Here is an 18,884-nt window from a genome sequence, read left to right on the forward strand (position 1 = left end):
GTCGGGGTGCCGGGCGCGGCCGCGGGACGGAAGGCTGCCGCGGGGCCAGGGCGGCGCGGGACTCACAGGAAGGGCAGGGGCAGCGGGTTGAGCTGCTCCTCCGTCAGCGGGGTCTCGCGGACGCCCATGGCGAGCGGCGCCCGGAACACCCTCGGTCCGCCGCGGCGGTGGAAGTCGCTGCGCAAGGTGATCGGGCAGAGTCCGGGCACCACCGTCCGGACGACCGTCACCCCGCACTCGGCCACGTCGACGGGGGTGATGTCCACGGCGATCGTCTCGTGTCCGCGCGCCGCGAGCCGCCGCACCGCCTCCGTGACGTCCGCCGGCAGCCCGGCGGAGGGGCGTGCCGCCGGTACCGGGAGCAGCGGCCCCTCGTCCCAGAACGCCAGGTGGGCGAGCCGGTCGGGCGCCCAGTAGAAAAGGGAGAACTCCTTGAGGGTGGACAGCACGTCGCCCGGGGCGGGGATGGTCTCCCCCGCGTCCAGGTTGTCCTGCCACAGCCGGGCGCCCGCCCAGCCCAGGCAGCCCTCCTCCAGGGCGCCGAGCAGGGCGGCGTGCGGGTCGAGGTCCGCGCGGGCGGAGTGCGTGACCACGGGCCGCCGTTCGGTGTGGCGGAGGAAGCGCACGCCGACCGCGGGGATGCCCAAATCCGTGGTCAGGTCCTTGGCGGTGACCGTCACGCCCTGGGCGCGCATGCGCTCCACGATGCGGCGGGCCGGTCCGTCGGGCAGTCCGTCCAGGTCGAGGGTGGGCAGGACGAGCCGGTTCTCCCAGAAGACCACGGACGCGTCCCTCTCGACGGCCTCCATCAGGCCGCCGTGCACCGCGTGGTGGAAGCTGCCGCCCGCCGCGAGGCCGGTGGAGATCGGGTCGTACCAGGCCCGGTGGCCGGGCGGGAAGCGGTAGGGCAGGTAGACCGCGCAGGCGGGGACGTACCGGGTGCGGCCGGTGGTGAGGGACCGGCCCGGTACCCAGTCGATCTCCGCCTCCGGGTCGTACGGGGCCAGGCGGTCGTGGCGGTCGTACTCGGCCGGCGAACCCAGGGGCAGGGAGCGGGGGTCGACCGCCTCCTCGCCCAGCGCGGCGGCGGAGGCGCGGACCAGTCCCGCCGGGTCGTAGACGCCGGCCGCGTACCGTTCCAGGGTCTCGCCCACCGCGCACACCCGGGCCGTCACCGGGTCGTTCTTCACCGCGCCGCCCCGCGCCTCGGCCGTGACCGGCGAGAACCAGTGCGTCTTGGTCATCCCGGCCGTCCGCGCGTACGTCGTCTCCCCCAGCGCGTCGTCGCGTTCGTCGACCAGCAGGCGGAGCACGATGCCGGTCAGCTCGTCCACCGCGCCGCGCATCCGCTCCCAGCTCACCGCGGCGTCGATGTGGTCGGGTTCGTCCGCGCGCCGGGGCGGCGTGACGTGCGCGGCGCAGGCGGGGCAGCCCGGCAGGTGGAACAGGTCGTGCTCGGCGCGCTCCAGCGAGCCGTGCTCGACCTCGGTCAGCCTGCCCCGCCCCGTCGGGGGCGCGTCCTCCGGTGTCCCGTGCTGTCCCTGCGGTGTCCCGTGCTGTCCCTGCGGTGTCCCGTCCCGTCCGTGCGGTGTCCCGTCCTGTCCGTGCGGGGTGCCGGACGTCAGGAGGGTGAGGACCTCATGGGCGAGCAGCCCCGCGGCGACCGCCGTGCTCGGCCAGGTGCCGGTGTCCGCCGCGCCGAGCAGGACGCCCAGCGGCAGGTCGGCGATGGGCTGCCAGACGTGGTTGGCGCGCAGCCGGCGCACCAGGCAGACCGGGCAGGGCGTACGGGGCGGGGTGAGGGTGGCGTAGAACAGCCGGGTGGGCGTGTCGAGGTAGGTGACCAGCGGTGTACCGGCCTCCAGGGCGGAGGCGACCCGGCGTACCAGGTGCTCCTCGGGCAGCGAGAGCGGCAGCACCGCGGCGGCCGCCCGTCCGGTCCGGTCGTCGGGGACCGCCGTCAGGCCCATGCGCTCCAGCAGCGCGCTGACCTCGCCGCCCAGTCCCTCGGGGGCGACGGCGACCGGCCGGTCCGCGTCGAGCGCCGCCGTCTCCCCGTACAGCGGGTGGACGAGCCGGCCCCGCTCGTGCGCGAGTCCCCGGGCGCGCAGTCCGTGCACCACCTGCTCGGGGACGGCGTCGGCCGGTACGGCCTCGCCGCCGGTCGCGGGGACGGGCACCCGGGCGGGGACGCGCAGGGTGCCGGTGCTCGCGCAGACGTAGAGGTGGTCACCGCGCGGGACCAGACGTACGTCGGGCCGCAGCTCGGTGGGGGCATGGGCATCCAAGGGGGCCGCCTTCCGGGAGGGGTGGGGGCCGGCGCACCCGGCACAGCGCCGGGCGGCGGGCCCGCGGTCACGCACCGCGACGCGCGAAACGCCCCCGGCAGCGCGGTCGCGCGCGGCCAGGGGCGCGGAGCCTCAGGAGGCTACCGGCGCGCTCACCATGTCGGTGGGCTCGGGAGCCGCCCAGGACAGACAGCTATGACCCGCGAACGCCTCCTCCGACTCCGGAATGACCATTTCCTCGAACAGCGCTTCGCCGTCCAGCTCTACGGGGGGTTTTGTCTGCTGCATGTTTCTGCCCTTTCGCTCGCGTGTCTTGTTTCTTCTTCGCTGAGCACTGCAACCGCGCAACCGCCCAGGGCAGGTTCCGCGATTCCATTCCAGATGCGCGGCCGCCGGAAAGACAAGGAAACGACGGACTAACCCCCCTAGCAGGTGGAAAGGAAGCTTTCGGGGCGCGCACGGTAGCCAGGGGGCGCGCCGCGGCGGTGGTTCCGAGCCGCCGGGGCGAGCGGCCGCGTGACCGACACCACAGCCTCCGGCCGGCACCGGAGGGTTTGCTTCCGCAGGGAGTGGTGAGGCGGCAGAAATGCCGACCGCCTTCCTCATCTCCGTAACCCCGGTAAGACGCGTGAACGCCGGTGCGCGTTGCCCAGGAGACGCGATGGGGGCGGTGTGACGGAGGCCGTCCGGACCGCGGAGGCCCCCGCCGCGGCCACCCGTCCCGCCCCCCGCCCCGCGACCGGTACCCGGGCCGAGCCGGCCGCCCGGCGCGACGCGTTCTTCGACAACGCCAAGTACCTGGCGATCGTGCTCGTCGCCGTCGGACACGCCTGGGAGCCGCTGCGCGACGACAGCCGCGCGGTCACCGCGCTCTACACGCTCGTCTACGCCTTCCACATGCCGGCGTTCATCGTCATCTCCGGGTACTTCTCCCGGACCTTCGACGCCAGCCCCGGCCGGATCAAGCGGCTGGTCACCGGGGTCGCCGTGCCGTACGTCGTCTTCGAGACCGCGTACACCCTCTTCACCCGGTGGAGCGACGGCGAACCGGACCGGCCGATCAGCCTGCTGGACCCGCTGTACCTGACCTGGTTCCTGGCCGCGCTGTTCGTCTGGCGGCTGACCACGCCGTTCTGGCGGAGCGTGCGGTGGCCGCTGCCGCTGGCGCTGGCCGTGGCGATGCTGGCCACGCTCTCCCCGGACATCGGCGACGACCTCGACCTCCAGCGGACCCTGCAGTTCCTGCCGTACTTCGTGCTGGGCCTGAGCCTGCGGCCGGAGCACTTCCGGTGGGTGCGCCGCCGGGCGGTGCGGCTGCTGGCGGTGCCGGTGTTCGCGGGGGCGCTGGTGGCGGCGTACTGGCTGGCCCCCCGGTTCGAGTACGCCTGGCTGTTCCACCGCAGCAGCGCCGAGCGGTTCGGGGTGCCCGCCTGGTACGGGCCGCTGATGACGCTGGCCCTGTTCGGCTGCTCGCTGCTGCTCGTCGCCTGCTTCCTGGCCTGGGTGCCGGGGCGCGCCACCTGGTTCACGGCCCTGGGCTCCGGCACGCTGTACGGCTATCTGCTGCACGGTTTCGTCGTCCAGGCCGCCAACCACTGGCACTGGAGCCGCGCCGGGTGGGCGCGGGAGCCCTACGGCGCGGTCGTGGTCACCCTGGTGGCCGCCGCGGTGGTCACCCTGCTGTGCACGGCGCCGGTGCGGCGCGTGTTCCGGTGCGTGATGGAGCCGAGGATGGACTGGGCGTTCCGGCGGTCCGGCGTCCAGACCGCTGCACCGCGGCGGTGACGCGCGTTCCCCGGGGCGTCGGGCTAGGTTGGGGGAACCCGGCCCGGCCCGGCGGCCGCGCCCACCAGCCGCCCCGAGGACCGCCTTCGAGGAGAGCGCCCGCGTGAACCGGTTCCTGCGCCCGTTCCACTCCCTGTGGGACCGGCTGGCCGCCACCGCCCTCGTCCGGCGCGGCCGGGAGCTGGAGCTGATGCACCGGGCCATGGGCTTCGCCACGATCGCCCTGGTCACCCTGGCGCCGCTGCTGATCGTGGTGGCCGCCGCCGATCCGCTCGGGCGGGGCGGCTTCGCGGCCTGGCTGGCGGACGGCATGGGGCTGTCCGGGCGGTCCGCGCGGGTGCTCACCGACATCGTCAGCCCGCCCCGCGAGGTCATCGGCACCACCAGCGTCTGGGGCGGTCTGCTGCTCGCCGTCTTCGGGGTGTCGTTCGCGGCGAGCGTGCAGAACGGGTACGAACGGGTCTGGGGCCTGCCGTCGGGCCCCTGGCACCGGGTCTGGCGGCAGCTCACCTGGGTCGTGGTTTTGACCGGGTACCTCTACCAGGAGGTGCAGACCCGGACCACGCTGCACGGCTCGGCGCGGATCGCGCTGTCGACGGTGACCGGCGTGCTGTTCTTCTGGTGGGGCCAGTACTTCCTGCTGGGCCGTCAGGTGCGCTGGCGGGACCTGCTGCCGGGGGCGATCGCCACCATGGCCGGGCTGGTCGGGCTGCGCGGCTTCTCCTACCTGGTGTTCACGCCGCTGATCCTGGACAACGCGATCAGCTACGGCACGGTCGGCATCGTGCTGGTGGTGGAGTCCTGGCTGATCGGGGTGGGGTTCGTGGTGTTCGGGGGCGCCCTCGTCGGCCACTGGTTCCACGAGCACCACTGGTCGACCCGGGGCGGCCGGAAGCGCGTCGGCCGGCGCCGCCCGCCGCCGCGGTCATGACGGACGGCACCCCTACCCCGTCCGGTCAGGTTCACGAGGGCCGCGCGGCGCCCAACTCGCCCGCGTGGGCGGGCCGATGGGCGGCGGACGTACGATGATCGTCCACCGCGGCGAAGCGTCACCCCGGACATCGGAGCCTGCCATGACGACGGACAGCACCCGGCCCCCGCACATCGACACCAGCAAGGCCCATCCCGCGCGGGTCTACGACTGGCTGCTGGGCGGCAAGGACAACTACCCCGTCGACGAGGCGGTCGGCGAGACCCTGCCGCCCGAGGCCCGGGACGCGGCACGGCAGAACCGGGCGTTCATGCACCGCGCCGCCGCCCACCTCGCCGCCCGGGGCGTCGACCAGTTCCTCGACATCGGCACCGGCATCCCCACCGAGCCCAACCTGCACCAGATCGTCCAGCGGACCGTGCCGGCCGCCAAGGTCGTCTACGCCGACAACGACCCGATCGTGCTGCGGCACGCCGAGGCCCTGCTGGTCAGCCACCCCGAGGGGGTCACCGACTACATCCAGGCCGATGTGCGCGACCCGGACGAGATCGTGCGGCACGCCCGGGGCGTCCTCGACTTCGACCGGCCGATCGCGCTCTCCCTGATCGCCCTGATGCACTTCGTCCCCGACGACCAGGACGCCCACGGCATCGTCCGCAGGCTGGTCGGCACCCTCGCCCCCGGCAGCCACCTGGTCCTCTCGCACGCCGCGATCGACCTCTTCCCGGAGCTGGCGGAGCAGGTCGTCGCCCAGTACGCCAAGGCCGGCATCCGGCTCGGCTTCCGCACCCGGGCCGAGGTCGCCCGGTTCTTCGACGGACTGGAGCTGCTCCCGCCCGGCCTGGTCACGGCCACCGAGTGGTACGGCCCCGGGCAGCAGGCGCCCGAGCCCGAGGACAGCGGCATCTACGCCGCGGTGGCCCGCGTTCCCTAGGTCCGGTCGGCCAGGCCGTTCCTCAGGCCCCCGGGCCCGGTCAGCGCCGGCGGCCCCGCGCCGCCCAGCCGCTGCCGATCCCGGCGACGTGCAGGGCCACCAGGGCCAGCCCGACGAGCATGAAGTTGGTCGAGGTGAAGACGTCGTTGGTCGAGATGTCCGCGGCGTTGATCAGAAAGGCGATGAGGAACAGAACCGCTCCGACGATGGCGAGCACGAGTACCTCCTCTGGCGGACGGCGTCCTTCGCCGCCGTGCCACCCGTATGCCCCCGCCCCGGCCCCGAACACAGGTCCGACGGCACCCCCGGCACACCCCGTACAGTGGAACAACGGTCCTTTCCTGGACATACCTCACGCCGCGGAGCCCCCATGCACCACCCGTCCACCTTCGAGGACAACGGCTCCGGCACGCTGTTCGGGCTCGACGCCCTGACCGGGACGGCTGCCGAGGAGCCCTCGTTCCGCGACTCCCCCGCCGCCCGCCGGATGCTGCCCGTGCGGGAGATCCACGCCGAGCCCGCGGCGGCCGAGTCGGCGCGCGGCCGGCAGATCATCGCCCGCTTCCCCGGGGCCCGGCTGATCACCGTCGACTCCCACTGGCGCATCCCCGGGCTGCACGGCAACGAGGGCAACGTCGACCGCTGGGTCCGCGTCAAGGGCGAGACCCTGGTCCTCGGCGAACGCAAGACGCTCACCACCCGCCCCAACGGCCGCTCCGCCGACTGGATCGCCCCGGGCGCCTCCAACGGCTGCGCGATGGCCTGCGCCTACTGCTACGTCCCGCGGCGCAAGGGGTACGCCAACCCGATCACCGTCTTCACCAACATCGACCGGATCATCGCCCACCTCGGCCGGCACCTCGCCCGCCTCGGCCCGAAGACCGAGCCGAACCAGTGCGACCCCGACGCCTGGGTGTACGACATCGGCGAGAACGGCGACTGCTCGGTGGACGCCCTGGTCAGCGACAACACCGCGGACCTGGTGCGCGCCTTCCGGCAGTGGCCGACGGCCAAGGCGTCCTTCGCCACCAAGTTCGTCAACCCCGACCTGCTCGCCCTCGACCCGCGCGGCCGGACCCGGGTCCGCTTCTCCCTGATGCCACCGGACGACGCCCGGCTGCTCGACGTGCGCACCTCCCCGGTGGCCGAGCGGATCGCCGCCGCCGCGGACTTCCTGGACGCCGGGTACGAGGTGCACTTCAACCTCTCGCCCGTGGTGATCCGCCCCAACTGGCGGGAGGCGTGGGCGGAGCTGCTGCGCCACCTCGACGACGTGCTGCCCGAGCGGGTGAAGCGACAGGCCGCCGCCGAGGTGATCATGCTGACGCACAACCGGGACCTGCACGAGGTCAACCTGGGCTGGCACCCCCGGGCGGAGGAGGTGCTGTGGACACCGGAGCTCCAGCAGGCCAAGCGCTCGGAGAACGGGGCGCTCAACGTCCGCTACCGCAACGCGGTCAAGGCGGAGGCGGTACGGACGCTGCGCGCGCTGATCGACACCCACGCGCCCTGGCTGCGCGTCCGCTACGCCTTCTGACCCGACCGGCCAGGTGAGGCGGACCTAAGATCCGATAACGTTGATCGTGCAACCACCTGTGCACGACACCCCCGGGAGCCGGCCTTGCCGCACACCACCGACACCGCCGGCCGCGTCACCGGGGCGGGCTGGGCCGAGCTGCGCTCGCCCGAGGAACTGCGCGCCCGGCTGGGCGAGCCCTGGCCGATCGTGATCGACAAGGTGCACGACCGGCTGACCGACGAGGACCTGGACATCCTGGCCCGCTCGCCGTTCTGCCTGCTGGCCACCTCCGACGCGCGGGGCAACTGCGACGTCTCGCCGCGCGGCGACGCCCCGGGCTTCACCCACGTACTGGGCCCCAGCGCCCTCGCCCTGCCGGACCGGCCCGGCAACCGGCGCGGGGACAGCTTCCACAACATCCTCGACAACCCGCACGCGGGGCTGCTGTACCTGATCCCGGGCGGCAAGCAGGTGCTGCGGATCAACGGGCGGGCCCGCATCCTCACCGACGCCCCGTTCTTCGACGCGATGGCGCGCGACGGGCGCCGTCCGGACCTGGCCCTGGTCCTGGACATCGACGAGATCTACCTGCACTGCCCGCAGTCCCTGAACCGCTCGGGGCTGTGGAAGTCCCCTGCCGCGCGGACGAGTTGAGACCACCGCCCGGGACGCCGGGCGAGCGGCGGGGCGGTGCGCCGGGGGCCGCCGCTACCAGCACTTCTTAGGTTAGGCTAACCTTCGCCTCGTGAGATCAGGTGAAGAGGCGACCGACGGCTCCCGGCTGCGCGGTCATGAACTGACGGCCACGGACATGACCGTGTCCTACGACGGCGTCGACGTCGTCCACGGCGCGGCGCTCACCCTCCGGCCCGGCGAGGTGACCGTCCTGGTCGGCCCGAACGGCAGCGGCAAGTCGACGCTGCTGCGGACCGTCGCCCGCCTCCAGCGCCCGCGCGGCGGCACCCTGCGGATCGACGGGGACACCGACGGGCTGGCGCTGACCTCCCGTGAGTTCTCCCGGTACGTCGCCCTGCTGACCCAGGGCCGGCCCACGCCCGGCGGGCTGACCGTACGGGACGTCGTGGAGTTCGGCCGCTACCCCTACCGGGGACGCTGGGGCCGGCCCGACCCGGACGGCCCGGCGGCGGTGGACCGGGCGCTCGCCCTGACCGGCGTGTCGGACCTCGCCGACCGGGGCGCCGACCATCTGTCGGGCGGCCAGTTGCAGCGGGTCTGGCTGGCGAGCTGCCTCGCCCAGGAGACCGGCGTGCTGCTCCTGGACGAGCCCACCACCTATCTCGACCTGCGCTACCAGGTCGAACTCCTCGATCTGATCCGCGACCTGGCCGACGACCACGGCATCGCCGTCGGCGTCGTCCTGCACGACCTCGACCAGGCGGCCGCCGTCGCCGACCGGATCACCCTGCTCCAGGCGGGCCGGATCGTCGCCGACGGCCCGCCCGAGGACGTCCTGACCCCGGAGCGGCTCACCGCCGTCTACGGCATCCGCATCGAGGTCGGCCCCGACCCCCTCACCGGCCGGCTGCGCACCCGCGCGATCGGCCGTCACCACACCCGACGTGAAAGGCTCGGCACCACCTCATGAGACGCGCTCTCCTCACCGCGGCCACCGCCACCGCCGCGGCGCTCACCCTCGCCGCCTGCGGCACCACCGAGCCGGCCGCCGACGGCAAGGCCGAGAAGTCCGCCGGGGCGATCACGCTCACCGACGGCACCGGCGCGAAGGTGAAGCTCGACGGCCCGGCCACCAAGGTCGTCGCCACCGAGTGGAACGTCGTCGAGAGCCTCGTCTCGCTCGGCGTGCGGCCCGTCGGCGTCGCCGACGTCAAGGGCTACCGCACCTGGGACTCCGCCGTGCCGCTGACCGGCTCCCCCAAGGACATCGGCACCCGCGGCGAGCCCAGCACGGACACCGTCGCCGCGCTCGCGCCGGACCTCATCGTCGCCACCACCGACCTGCCGGCCTCCGCCGTGAAGCAGTTGAAGAAGATCGCCCCCGTGCTGTCGGTGAAGTCCGCCGACGGCACCGGGCAGATCGACCAGATGCTCGAGAACGTCGACCTGATCGCCGAGGCCACCGACACCACCGACCGGGCCGCCACGGTCCGCGAGGACTTCCAGGCCAAGGTCGCCGAGGGCAAGAAGGCCCTGGCCGACGCCGGTCTCGCGGGTGCCGACCTCGCCTTCGCCGACGGTTACGTCACCTCCAACCAGGTCTCCATCCGCCCGTACACCGCCACCTCGCTCATCGGTGAGGTCAACGAGGCGATCGGGCTGAAGAACGCCTGGACCGTCAAGGGCGACGCCGCCTACGGCCTCGGCACCACCGACGTCGAGGGCCTGACCGGGCTGCCGAAGGACACGCGGTTCGCGTACATCGGCAACGACCAGGACAAGAACGCCACCCCGTTCACCGGCGCGCTCGCCAAGAACTCGGTGTGGAAGTCCCTGCCCTTCGTCGAGGCCGGCCACGTGCACCGGCTGGACGACGGCATCTGGATGTTCGGCGGCCCCGGGTCGATGTCGGCGTACATCGACTCCGTCGTCGACGCGCTGACGAAGTAGCGAGGCCATGGCCGTCACCGCAACGAAACCCGCCGTCCGGCCGCCGGCGGCTCCCACCTCCCGGTCGGGCGCGGCCGCGGTGACGGCCGTGCTCGTCCTCGTGGTCGCCGTGCTGGCCGTGCTCGACCTCACCCAGGGCACCTCCGCCGTCGGCCCCGCCGAGGTGTGGAAGGCGTTCACCGGACGGGCCGACGCCTCCGACGCGTCGGTCGTCGTCGCCTCCCGGCTGCCGCGGGCCGCCGCCGGACTGCTGGTCGGCGCCGTCCTCGGGGTGGCCGGCGCCGTCCTGCAGACGGTCAGCCGCAATGTGCTCGCCTCGCCCGACACCCTCGCCGTCAACGCCGGTTCCTACCTGGCGCTCGGCCTGGTCGGCGCCACCGGCGTCTCGCTGCCGCTGCTCGCCTCCTCCGGCGTCGCCTTCGCCGGCGGACTGGCCGCGGCGGCGATCGTGCTCGGCCTGTCCGGGCTGGGCACCGGCACCGTCCGGCTGGTCCTGGCCGGCACCGCGCTGATGCTCGGCCTGAACTCCGTCACCGAGGGACTGCTCCTGCTCTTCCCCGAGCAGACCGAGGGCCTCTACCAGTGGAACCAGGGCAGCATCGGCCAGAACGGCTTCGACGGTGTGCTCCAGATGCTGCCCGTCGCCGTCATCGGTCTCGTCGGGCTGCTGCTGACCGCCCGCCGGATCGACGCGCTCGCCCTCGGCGACGACGCGGCGCGCGGCCTGGGTGTGCCCGTGCGGGCCACCCGCGTCACGGTGGTCGTGCTGGCCTCGCTGCTGTCCGCGGCGGCGGTCACCCTGGCCGGGCCGATCGGCTTCGTCGGCCTGTGCGCGCCCGCCCTGGTGCGGCCGCTGGCCCGCCGGTTCCGCGGCTTCGCCCGCTCGCGCGGGAGCCTGCCCGCCGCCGCGCTCACCGGCGCGGTGCTGGTCCTCGGCTCGGACGTGCTGCTGCGGGCGCTGGTCCCGGCCGACCTGTCGGTGGCGGTGCCCACCGGCGTGGTCACCAGCCTGGTCGGCGCGGTGTTCCTGGTCGCGATGGCGCTCCGGCTGCGGGACACCGCCGGGGCCGGCGCGCCGGAGCGGCTGCGCATCCCGGGCCGGACCGCGTTCCTGGCCGTGCTGGCGGTCCTCGTCGTCGCCGTGGTCGGTGTCGCGGTCGCGGCGGTCCTGATCGGCGACAGCAAGCTGCTGCTGGGCGATGTCGCCAACTGGGCGCAGGGCCGGGCCGGGCGGGCCGTCTCCTTCGTGCTGGACACCCGGGTGCCCCGGGTGCTGGCCGCGCTGTGCGCCGGGGCCGCGCTCGCCCTCGCGGGCACGCTGGTGCAGGCGGTGACCCGCAATCCGCTCGCGGACCCGAGCGTCCTCGGCGTCTCGGGCGGCGCGGCGCTCGGCGCCGTCCTGCTGGTGACGACCGCGCCCGTCGCGGCGGGCTGGAGCATCGCCGGGGCCGCGTTCGCCGGGGCGGGCGTCGCCGCGCTGGTGGTCTTCGGGCTCGCCGCCCGGGGCGGGTTCCAGCAGAACCGGCTGGTCCTGGTCGGCATCGGGGTCGCCTCCGCGACCACCGCGACGATCAGCCTGCTCATCGTGCTGACCGACCCGTTCAACGCGACCAAGGCGCTGACCTGGCTGTCGGGGTCCACCTACGGGCGGTCCCTGCCGGACGTGGTCCCGGTGGCCCTGGCCCTGATCCTCGGCACCGCGTTCGCCGTCGCCCGGCGCACCGAGCTGGACCTAATCTCGCTGGACGAGGACACGCCCCGGCTGCTCGGGCTGCGACTGGCGCCGGGCCGTCTGGGGTTCCTGGTGGTGAGCGTGCTGCTCAGCGCGACCGCCGTGGCCTGCGCGGGCACCATCGGCTTCGTCGGCCTGGTCGCCCCGCACGCGGCCCGCGCCCTGGTGGGCCGGCGCCATGTCCGGGTGGTCCCGGTCGCGATGCTGCTCGGCGCCACCCTGGTCTGCGCGGCCGACCTGCTGGGCCGCACGGTGATCGCCCCGGCCCAGGTGGGCGCGGGACTGATGACCGCGGTGATCGGCACGCCGTACTTCCTCTACCTGCTGGTGCGCAGCCGCCGCTGAGCCGCCGCGGGCGGGCTTGTTAGACGGAGAGTCAAGTTACTCAACCGTAATATGCCGGGTGCTACCCGGGGTAACCCCTGTCTCGGTACGGTCCCGTCACCCCCACCGGTGCAGCGCTTCCCCAGGAGGTCCGCCATGCCCGCACGCCCGACCCTGCTCGCCGCGGCCACCGCCGCCGTCGCCCTCGCCCTCGGCGCCCAGACCGTCCCCGCCGCGGCGGCCGACGCCTCGGCGTCGGTGATCTCCCGCGGAGTGCGGATACCGGAGTTCTACAACCCGCCGTCGACGCTGCCGGGGGCCGACGGCACGCTGGTGCGCACCGAGCCGCTCCGCCTCGCCCTGAGCCTGCCGAGCCTGGGCGGCCCGCTGCCGGGCCGGGCCACCCGGCTGATGTACAAGTCCACGGACGCCGGCGGCGGCCCGGTCGCCGTCACCGGCGCCTACATAGAACCGACCGCCCAGTGGCGCGGCGACGGCCCCCGCCCGCTGGTGGTGGTCGCCCCCGGCACCATGGGCCAGGGCGACCAGTGCGCCGCCTCGATGGGCCTGGAGCACCCGCTGCGGCTCAACGGCGAGACGGTGTCGGTCGGCTACGAGGACCTGTCGGTCTACCGGCTGCTGGCCCGGGGCGTCGCGGTCGTCGTCACCGACTACGTGGGCCTGGGCGCCACCGACCGGCTGCACACCTACGTCAACCGCGTCGACGGCGCGCACGCCGTGCTGGACGCCGTACGCGCCGCCCGGTCCCTGGAGTCGGCCTCCGTCACCGAGGACTCGCCGGTGGGGCTGTTCGGCTACAGCCAGGGCGGCGGCGCCACCGCCGCGGCGGCCGAGCTCCAGCCGTCCTACGCCCCCGACGTGGAACTCGCGGGCACCTACTCGGGTGCGCCGCCCGCCGATCTGACCGAGGTCACCGAGGGCATAGACGGCAGCGACCTGGCGGGCGCGCTGGGCTGGTCGCTCAACGGCTTCCTGCAGACCGAGCCGGCGCTGCGGCCGATAGCCGACCGCTACCTCAACCCGGCGGGCCGGAAGGCGCTGGAGGACCTGTCCACCGCGTGCGTGGGCGACGCCCTGTTCGGCTACGCCTACCGGCGCAGCAGCTCCTGGACCACCACCGGGCAGTCGCTGGGCGAGATCATCGAGGCCGAGCCCGTCCTCCAGGCGTTCCTGGCCAAGCAGCGCATCGGCACCCTCAAGCCGGCGGGCCCGGTCCGGGTGGCCACCGGCGTCAACGACGATCTGGTGCCGCACGGCCAGGCCCGACGGATGGCCGCCGACTGGTGCGCGCTGGGCGGCAAGGTCAGCTACGACCCGGTGCTGCTGCCCAGCGTCGGCAACTCCCTGCTCAACCACTTCGGGCCGCTGCTGAGCGACCAGGGCGACGCGATCTCCTGGCTCACCGACCGGCTCTCCGGGGAGCCGGCCGGGTCCAACTGCCGCGCCCTGCCGCTGCTGCCCTGAACCGCTCCCGGCTCACTTGGTGGTGAGCATGCCCTCGCGCAGCTTGGCCAGGGTGCGCGAGAGCAGCCGGGAGACGTGCATCTGGGAGACGCCGAGCCGCTCGCCGATCTGCGCCTGGGTCAGCTCCTCCACGAACCGCATGTGGATGATCTGCCGGTCGCGGTCGGCGAGCTGGGCGATCAGCGGGGCGAGCGCGTGGAAGTCCTCCACCAGCTCCAGCGCCGCGTCCTCGGTGCCGATGAAGTCGGCGAGCACGGTCTCGCCGTCCTCGCTGCCGCCGAGCGCGGCGTCCAGGGAGGAGGAGTTGTAGCCGTTGGCGGCCAGCCGGGCCTCCACCACCTCGTCCTCGGACAGGCTCATCAGCTCGGCCAGTTCCTTCACGGTCGGGGTGCGGCCCAGGCGGCTGCGCAGCTCGTCCGTCGCCTTGGCCAGCTCCACCCGCGCCTCCTGGAGCCGGCGCGGCACGTGCACCGCCCAGGAGGTGTCGCGGAAGAACCGCTTGATCTCGCCGACGATGTAGGGCACGGCGAAGGAGGTGAACTCCACCTCGCGGGTCAGCTCGAACCGGTCGATCGCCTTGATCAGGCCGATCATGCCGACCTGCACGATGTCCTCGCGCTCCTCCGGACCCCGGCTGCGGAACCGGGAGGCCGCGTACCGCACGAGGGACATGTTCATCTCGATCAGCGTGTTGCGCGCGTACTGGTACTCGGGCGTGCCCTCCTCCAGCACCGCGAGCTGGTCGAAGAAGAGCCGCGACAGCTCGCGGGCGTCCTTGGGGGCCACCTTCGAGGGGTCGGCGACCGTGGGCAGCCGGACCGCTTCCTCCTGGACGTCCGTCTTCCGCGTCGTCGCCGCCGTCATGATGTGCCCTCCCGAGTCGTCCGGTCCCCGTGCCGTGCCGGTGCGCGCCGGCAACAGGTCGCTTACCCCGACTTCGCCCGGACAGTCCTGGTGACGCTCGTCACATCCGGAGGTGCGGACCGGGGCACCTCCGGTCCGGGGGCGGCCCCGGGACCGGTCGGTACGATCGCGGCGGCGGGCGAGTGAGGAGCGGTCGTGACGGCCAGACCCAGGATCAAGGACGTGGCGGAGTACGCGGGCGTCTCCCCCAAGACCGTCTCCAATGTGATCAACGACTTCGAGCATGTGTCGGAACGGACCCGGGCCGCCGTCCGGGAGGCCATCGAGGCGCTCGGCTACCGCGTCAACCTGGCCGGACGGCAACTGCGCCGGGGCCGTACGGGCATGATCACGCTGGCCGTGCCGGAGCTGGACATCGCCTACTTCGCGGAGCTGGCCCAGCGGGTGACGGCCGAGGCGGACCGGCGGGGCCTGACCGTGCTGCTGCACCCGACCGGCGGGGTGCGCGAGCGGGAGCTGGCCGCGCTGCGCGGCTTCGACGCGCAGTTCTCCGACGGAGTGGTGCTCAGCCCGCTGGCCCTGCTCCCCGAGGACCTGGCCGGACGGGACCGGCGGCTGCCGGTGGTGCTGCTCGGGGAGCGGCCCGCCGACGGGGGCACCGACCACGTGGGCATCGACAACGTCCGGGCCGCCCGGGAGGCCACCGAGCACCTGCTGGCCCGGGGCCGCCGCCGGATCGCCGTGCTGGGCGGCGCGGTCCGGGGCCGGCAGGGCACCGGCAGGCTGCGCACCGACGGCCACCGGGCGGCGCTGGCCGCGGCCGGGCTGCCGTTCGACCCGGCACTGGTGGTGCCGGTCGCGGAGTACCACTGGCGGGACGGCGCCCGGGCCGCGGCCGGGGTGCTGCGGGCGCCCCGGCCGCCGGACGCGCTGCTGTGCATGAACGACCAGCTCGCGCTGGGCGCGCTGCGGGCGGCGCACGAGGCCGGGCGGTCGGTGCCGGGCGACCTCGACGTGGTGGGGTTCGACGACATCGAGGCCGCGCGGTTCAGCGTGCCGACGCTGACCAGCGTGGCGCCGGACAAGGAGGCGATCGCGCGGGCCGCGGTGGCGCTGCTGCTGGCCCGCGTCGACCGGCCGGAGGCGGCACCGGCCCGGGACGAGGTGACCGGGCACCGGCTCGTCGTCCGGGAGAGCAGCGGCGGCCCCGCCCGCCCCGGCGCCGGCTCGCGGTAACGGGACCGCTTCCCCTCCCCCGCCACCTGTTCGGCCCTGCCCCCGCCGTCCCGTCCGTCCTGCGTGGTCCGGCGCACACCAGCGGCCCCGTGTGGGCGCGGTCAGCCGGGGCAGCAGCCCTGGCGTGCGCCGGACGATCAGTGCGGCACAGAATTCGCTCAGGCGAAAGCAGTGAACGGAACAGAAAGGCGGCAGTGTGGTCGACGCCAAGCCCGACGGCCGGTCGGGTCCCCTGGGCCGGATGAAGACGCCGAAAGCAGTCGCGAAGCTGCCCCGGCAGGTCCGGGACGAGCTGACCCGTCGGCTGCGGCGGAACAAGGGCGCCTTCCGCGAGGAGGACGTACAGGTCGTCGAGGCGCCCCTGCTCAAACGCGCGGTGGGCGCCTCCGCGCTCGGCAACTGCATGGAGTGGTTCGACTTCGGGGTCTACAGCTACCTCGCCGCCACCCTCGGCAAGGTGTTCTTCCCCGGCGCCTCCCCGGGCGCCCAGCTCATCTCCTCGTTCGCGACCTTCGCCGCGGCGTTCGTGGTCCGTCCGCTGGGCGGTCTGGTCTTCGGCCCGCTCGGGGACCGCATCGGCCGGCAGAAGGTGCTCGCCACCACCATGATCATGATGGCGGCCGGCACCTTCGCCATCGGCCTGATCCCCAGCTACGCCACGATCGGCATCGCGGCCCCGGTGCTGCTGCTGCTCGCCCGGATGGTGCAGGGCTTCTCCACCGGCGGCGAGTACGGCGGCGCCACCACCTTCGTCGCGGAGTACTCGCCGGACCGCCGCCGCGGCTTCCTGTCCAGTTGGCTGGATTTCGGCACCTTCGTCGGCTACGCCCTCGGTTCGGCGCTGGTCACCGTGCTGAACCTGGCGCTCAGCGACGACCAGATGCTCTCCTGGGGCTGGCGGCTGCCCTTCCTGATCGCCGGCCCGCTGGGCGTCATCGGCCTCTACATGCGGATGAAGCTGGAGGAGTCCCCCGCCTTCCAGCAGCAACTGGACGAGCACGAGAAGAGCCTCGCGCAGGAGTCGGCGGGCAGCGAGTTCCGCACCATCGTCCGGCGGCACTGGCGGCCGCTGCTGGTCTGCATGGGCCTGGTGCTGCTCTACAACGTCACCAACTACATGGTCACCGGCTACCTGCCGACGTACCAGACCGAGACGCTGGGCCGCTCCAGCAGCTTCGCCGATGTGCTGGTGCTGATCGGGATGCTGTGGATCGTGGTGCTGATCACCTTCCTCGGCCGGCTCAGCGACCGGGTGGGCCGGCGTCCGCTGTACGCGGGCGGCGCGGCGGCGATGATCGTGCTGGCGGTGCCCGCCTTCCTGCTGCTCAAGGCGGGCGGCACGGCCGGGCCGGTCCTCGGGGTGCTGCTGCTGTCCACGCTGCTGGCCTGCTTCGCCGCGCCGAGCGCCGCCACGCTGCCCGCGCTGTTCCCGACGGCGGTGCGGTACGCGGCGATGGGCATCGGCTTCAACTTCGCCGTCGCCGCGTTCGGCGGCACCACCCCGCTGTTCACCGAGGCCCTGGTCAATGTCTCGGGCGACGACCTGGTCCCCGCGTACTACCTGATGGTGGCCGGTGCGATCGGGCTGATCACCGTGAAGTTCCTGCCGGAGAGCGCGCAGGTGCCGCTGCACGGTTCGCAGCCGATGGTCGGGTCGCGCACCGAGCAGCGGGAGCTGATCAGCACCTCCCAGGAGCTCTACCGCTTCTCCAAGGAACGCTCCAAGGTCCGCTGACCCCCGCCCGGCGCGGCGCGGCGGCGCCGGGACAGCGCGCCCGACCCGAGGGCGACCCCGGCGCAGACCAGGGCGCTGCCCGCGGCCTGGGCGGGACCGTAGGCGCCGGTGCCGGCCAGCGGGGCGGTACCGGCGGCGGCGACCGGGATGAGCCCGGAGAACAGGGTGGCGCGCTCGGCGCCGAGCCGCCGCAGCCCGCTGTACCAGCAGACGAAGCCGACGACGGTGACCACGACCGCCTGCCACAGCAGCGCCGCCGCCTCGGTGCCGTCCGGCACGCGCAGCCACCCGGCTCCGTCGGCCAGCACCCCGGCCGCCGCCGACTCGGCGGCGGCGATCGCGCACACGGCGGCGGACAGCAGTTTCGGCCCCAGCGGACGGACGACGGGCACGGCGAGCACGGCGAAGCCGACCTCGCCGAGCAGGGCGCAGCCGGAGAACGCGAGCCCCGCGCCGTCGGTGCGGCCCCAGCCCTGCACGGTGAACGCCCCGACGGCCACCAGCAGCGCCCCGTACAGCACCGGGCGCCGGGGCCGGCGGCCGTCCAGCAACGGCACCAGGACGGCGACCACGACGGGCGCGCAGCCGACCAGGACGCCGGGGACCGCCGGTTCGGCGGTGCGCTCGGCGGCGAGGACGGCCAGGTTGAAGCCGACCATGCCGACGGCCGCGAGCAGCGCCAGTCGCACCCACTGCCGGGGCCGCAGCGCGGCCAGCCTCCTCCTGGCGTCGGCCCGGTCGAGCAGCGGCACCAGCAGGGCGCAGGCGAGCGCGTAGCGCAGGAACTGGCCGCCCGCGTACGGGTAGGCGCCGAGCAGGCTGTTGGCGGTGAAGGAGCCGCCGACGAGGACACAGGCGAACGCGGCGGACAGGGCGCCGCGCGTGGTGGTGGCGTTCATGACAGCGACGGTAGGGACCGCGGTGGTCCCCCTTCGAGGACCACTTGGCGGGCGCTGTCGGGGACCAATCAGCCGCGGTCAGATGTCGTGCCGCGGCGGCCGGTCGGAGTCGGGCCAGAGGTAGGGCAGGTCGTCGGGGACGCCGGGGAAGAGCGGGGCGTAGGTGTCGGGGTCCTTGCGGACCAGGGCCGAGCGGTGGCTGACGTGGAAGGCTTCGTCGCCGAGCCAGGGCGGCAGCTCCCCGGCGCGGGCCAGCGTCGCCTGGTCGCGCACGGGCGCGCCGGGGTGGAGGTCGGCGAGCCCGGCGACGAGGGAGGCGGCGACGCTGTCCTGGTGCCCCAGCTCCCGCCAGACCCGGCAGATCTCCAGGCCGTAGCGGACCAGGGCCTCCTCGTACCCGGTCCACATCCGCACCGCCGGGTGCCGGCGCCAGCCGTAGCCGGGGACGGTCAGGCCGCGCAGCACCTGGAGCGCCTCGACGCGCTGTTTGCCCAGGCGGCGGCGGTCCAGGACGAGGGCCGACTCGTGGAAGCCGGGGTGCGGCAGGAAGGTCTGCACGGTGTGCT

At 74.0% G+C, this 18,884-nt stretch carries 17 protein-coding genes; 11 read left to right on the forward strand and 6 right to left on the reverse strand.

Annotated features, from left to right (window positions below):
- Nucleotides 1–62 precede the first annotated feature (62 nt).
- Complete coding sequence (locus IE316_RS09095) at nucleotides 63–2,288, reverse strand: YcaO-like family protein (RefSeq protein ID WP_229910282.1); 2,226 nt, start codon at nucleotides 2,286–2,288, stop codon at nucleotides 63–65.
- A 132-nt stretch (nucleotides 2,289–2,420) separates the two neighbouring features.
- Nucleotides 2,421–2,576 (reverse strand): azolemycin family RiPP peptide, encoded by a 156-nt coding sequence (locus IE316_RS09100; RefSeq protein WP_190203650.1) that lies wholly within the window; start codon nucleotides 2,574–2,576, stop codon nucleotides 2,421–2,423.
- 384 nt (nucleotides 2,577–2,960) lie between these two features.
- Between IE316_RS09100 and IE316_RS09105 the strand changes: the two genes are divergently transcribed.
- The 3 genes from IE316_RS09105 (at nucleotide 2,961) to IE316_RS09115 (ending at nucleotide 5,938) form a co-directional block, all read left to right on the forward strand.
- Nucleotides 2,961–4,073: an acyltransferase family protein gene (locus tag IE316_RS09105; protein WP_190203651.1), complete on the forward strand. Its 1,113-nt coding sequence runs from the start codon at nucleotides 2,961–2,963 to the stop codon at nucleotides 4,071–4,073.
- Between the two features lie 103 nt (nucleotides 4,074–4,176).
- Nucleotides 4,177–5,004, forward strand: a complete 828-nt coding sequence (locus IE316_RS09110; protein ID WP_190203652.1) for a YhjD/YihY/BrkB family envelope integrity protein — start codon at nucleotides 4,177–4,179, stop codon at nucleotides 5,002–5,004.
- A 142-nt stretch (nucleotides 5,005–5,146) separates the two neighbouring features.
- A complete protein-coding gene (locus IE316_RS09115; protein ID WP_190203653.1) occupies nucleotides 5,147–5,938 on the forward strand; it encodes an SAM-dependent methyltransferase in 792 nt (263 codons plus the stop codon).
- Between the two features lie 40 nt (nucleotides 5,939–5,978).
- Here IE316_RS09115 and IE316_RS09120 read toward each other — a convergent pair whose 3' ends face one another.
- Nucleotides 5,979–6,155, reverse strand: coding sequence for a hypothetical protein (locus tag IE316_RS09120; protein ID WP_190203654.1), 177 nt, complete (start codon nucleotides 6,153–6,155; stop codon nucleotides 5,979–5,981).
- Nucleotides 6,156–6,308: 153 nt separating this feature from the next.
- Here IE316_RS09120 and IE316_RS09125 point away from each other — a divergent pair, with 153 nt between their 5' ends.
- From IE316_RS09125 to IE316_RS09150, 6 genes are all read left to right on the forward strand, one after another.
- Nucleotides 6,309–7,475, forward strand: a complete 1,167-nt coding sequence (locus tag IE316_RS09125) for a spore photoproduct lyase family protein (protein ID WP_190203655.1) — start codon at nucleotides 6,309–6,311, stop codon at nucleotides 7,473–7,475.
- 84 nt (nucleotides 7,476–7,559) lie between these two features.
- Nucleotides 7,560–8,111, forward strand: a complete 552-nt coding sequence (locus IE316_RS09130; RefSeq protein ID WP_190203656.1) for an MSMEG_1061 family FMN-dependent PPOX-type flavoprotein — start codon at nucleotides 7,560–7,562, stop codon at nucleotides 8,109–8,111.
- Nucleotides 8,112–8,202: 91 nt separating this feature from the next.
- The gene (locus IE316_RS09135; protein ID WP_190203657.1) at nucleotides 8,203–9,063 is read left to right on the forward strand and encodes an ABC transporter ATP-binding protein; all 861 of its coding nucleotides are present in this window, start codon (nucleotides 8,203–8,205) and stop codon (nucleotides 9,061–9,063) included.
- The gene (locus tag IE316_RS09140) at nucleotides 9,060–10,043 is read left to right on the forward strand and encodes an iron-siderophore ABC transporter substrate-binding protein (RefSeq protein ID WP_190203658.1); all 984 of its coding nucleotides are present in this window, start codon (nucleotides 9,060–9,062) and stop codon (nucleotides 10,041–10,043) included. The genes IE316_RS09135 and IE316_RS09140 overlap by 4 nt, the downstream gene beginning before the upstream one ends.
- A gap of 7 nt (nucleotides 10,044–10,050) precedes the next feature.
- Nucleotides 10,051–12,120, forward strand: a complete 2,070-nt coding sequence (locus IE316_RS09145) for an iron ABC transporter permease (protein ID WP_190203659.1) — start codon at nucleotides 10,051–10,053, stop codon at nucleotides 12,118–12,120.
- A gap of 135 nt (nucleotides 12,121–12,255) precedes the next feature.
- Nucleotides 12,256–13,584 (forward strand): lipase family protein, encoded by a 1,329-nt coding sequence (locus IE316_RS09150; protein ID WP_190203660.1) that lies wholly within the window; start codon nucleotides 12,256–12,258, stop codon nucleotides 13,582–13,584.
- 12 nt (nucleotides 13,585–13,596) lie between these two features.
- Here IE316_RS09150 and IE316_RS09155 read toward each other — a convergent pair whose 3' ends face one another.
- Nucleotides 13,597–14,448 carry an RNA polymerase sigma factor SigF gene (locus IE316_RS09155; RefSeq protein ID WP_190203661.1) on the reverse strand — a complete coding sequence of 284 codons (852 nt, stop codon included), beginning with the start codon at nucleotides 14,446–14,448 and terminating at the stop codon, nucleotides 13,597–13,599.
- Nucleotides 14,449–14,643: 195 nt separating this feature from the next.
- Between IE316_RS09155 and IE316_RS09160 the strand changes: the two genes are divergently transcribed.
- Both IE316_RS09160 and IE316_RS09165 read left to right on the forward strand, forming a co-directional pair.
- Nucleotides 14,644–15,684 carry a LacI family DNA-binding transcriptional regulator gene (locus IE316_RS09160; protein ID WP_190203662.1) on the forward strand — a complete coding sequence of 347 codons (1,041 nt, stop codon included), beginning with the start codon at nucleotides 14,644–14,646 and terminating at the stop codon, nucleotides 15,682–15,684.
- A 241-nt stretch (nucleotides 15,685–15,925) separates the two neighbouring features.
- Entirely contained in the window at nucleotides 15,926–17,419 is a 1,494-nt protein-coding gene (locus tag IE316_RS09165) for an MFS transporter (protein WP_190203663.1), read from the forward strand.
- Here IE316_RS09165 and IE316_RS09170 read toward each other — a convergent pair.
- Nucleotides 17,383–18,318 (reverse strand): DMT family transporter, encoded by a 936-nt coding sequence (locus tag IE316_RS09170; RefSeq protein WP_190203664.1) that lies wholly within the window; start codon nucleotides 18,316–18,318, stop codon nucleotides 17,383–17,385. The two genes, IE316_RS09165 and IE316_RS09170, sit on opposite strands and share 37 nt — an antisense overlap.
- Nucleotides 18,319–18,396: 78 nt before the next feature.
- Nucleotides 18,397–18,876 (reverse strand): MSMEG_6728 family protein, encoded by a 480-nt coding sequence (locus IE316_RS09175; protein WP_190203665.1) that lies wholly within the window; start codon nucleotides 18,874–18,876, stop codon nucleotides 18,397–18,399.
- Nucleotides 18,877–18,884 lie beyond the last annotated feature (8 nt).

Origin of the sequence: Streptomyces fumanus (genome assembly GCF_014655295.1) — a bacterium.
GTDB classification, from domain to species: domain Bacteria; phylum Actinomycetota; class Actinomycetes; order Streptomycetales; family Streptomycetaceae; genus Streptomyces; species Streptomyces fumanus.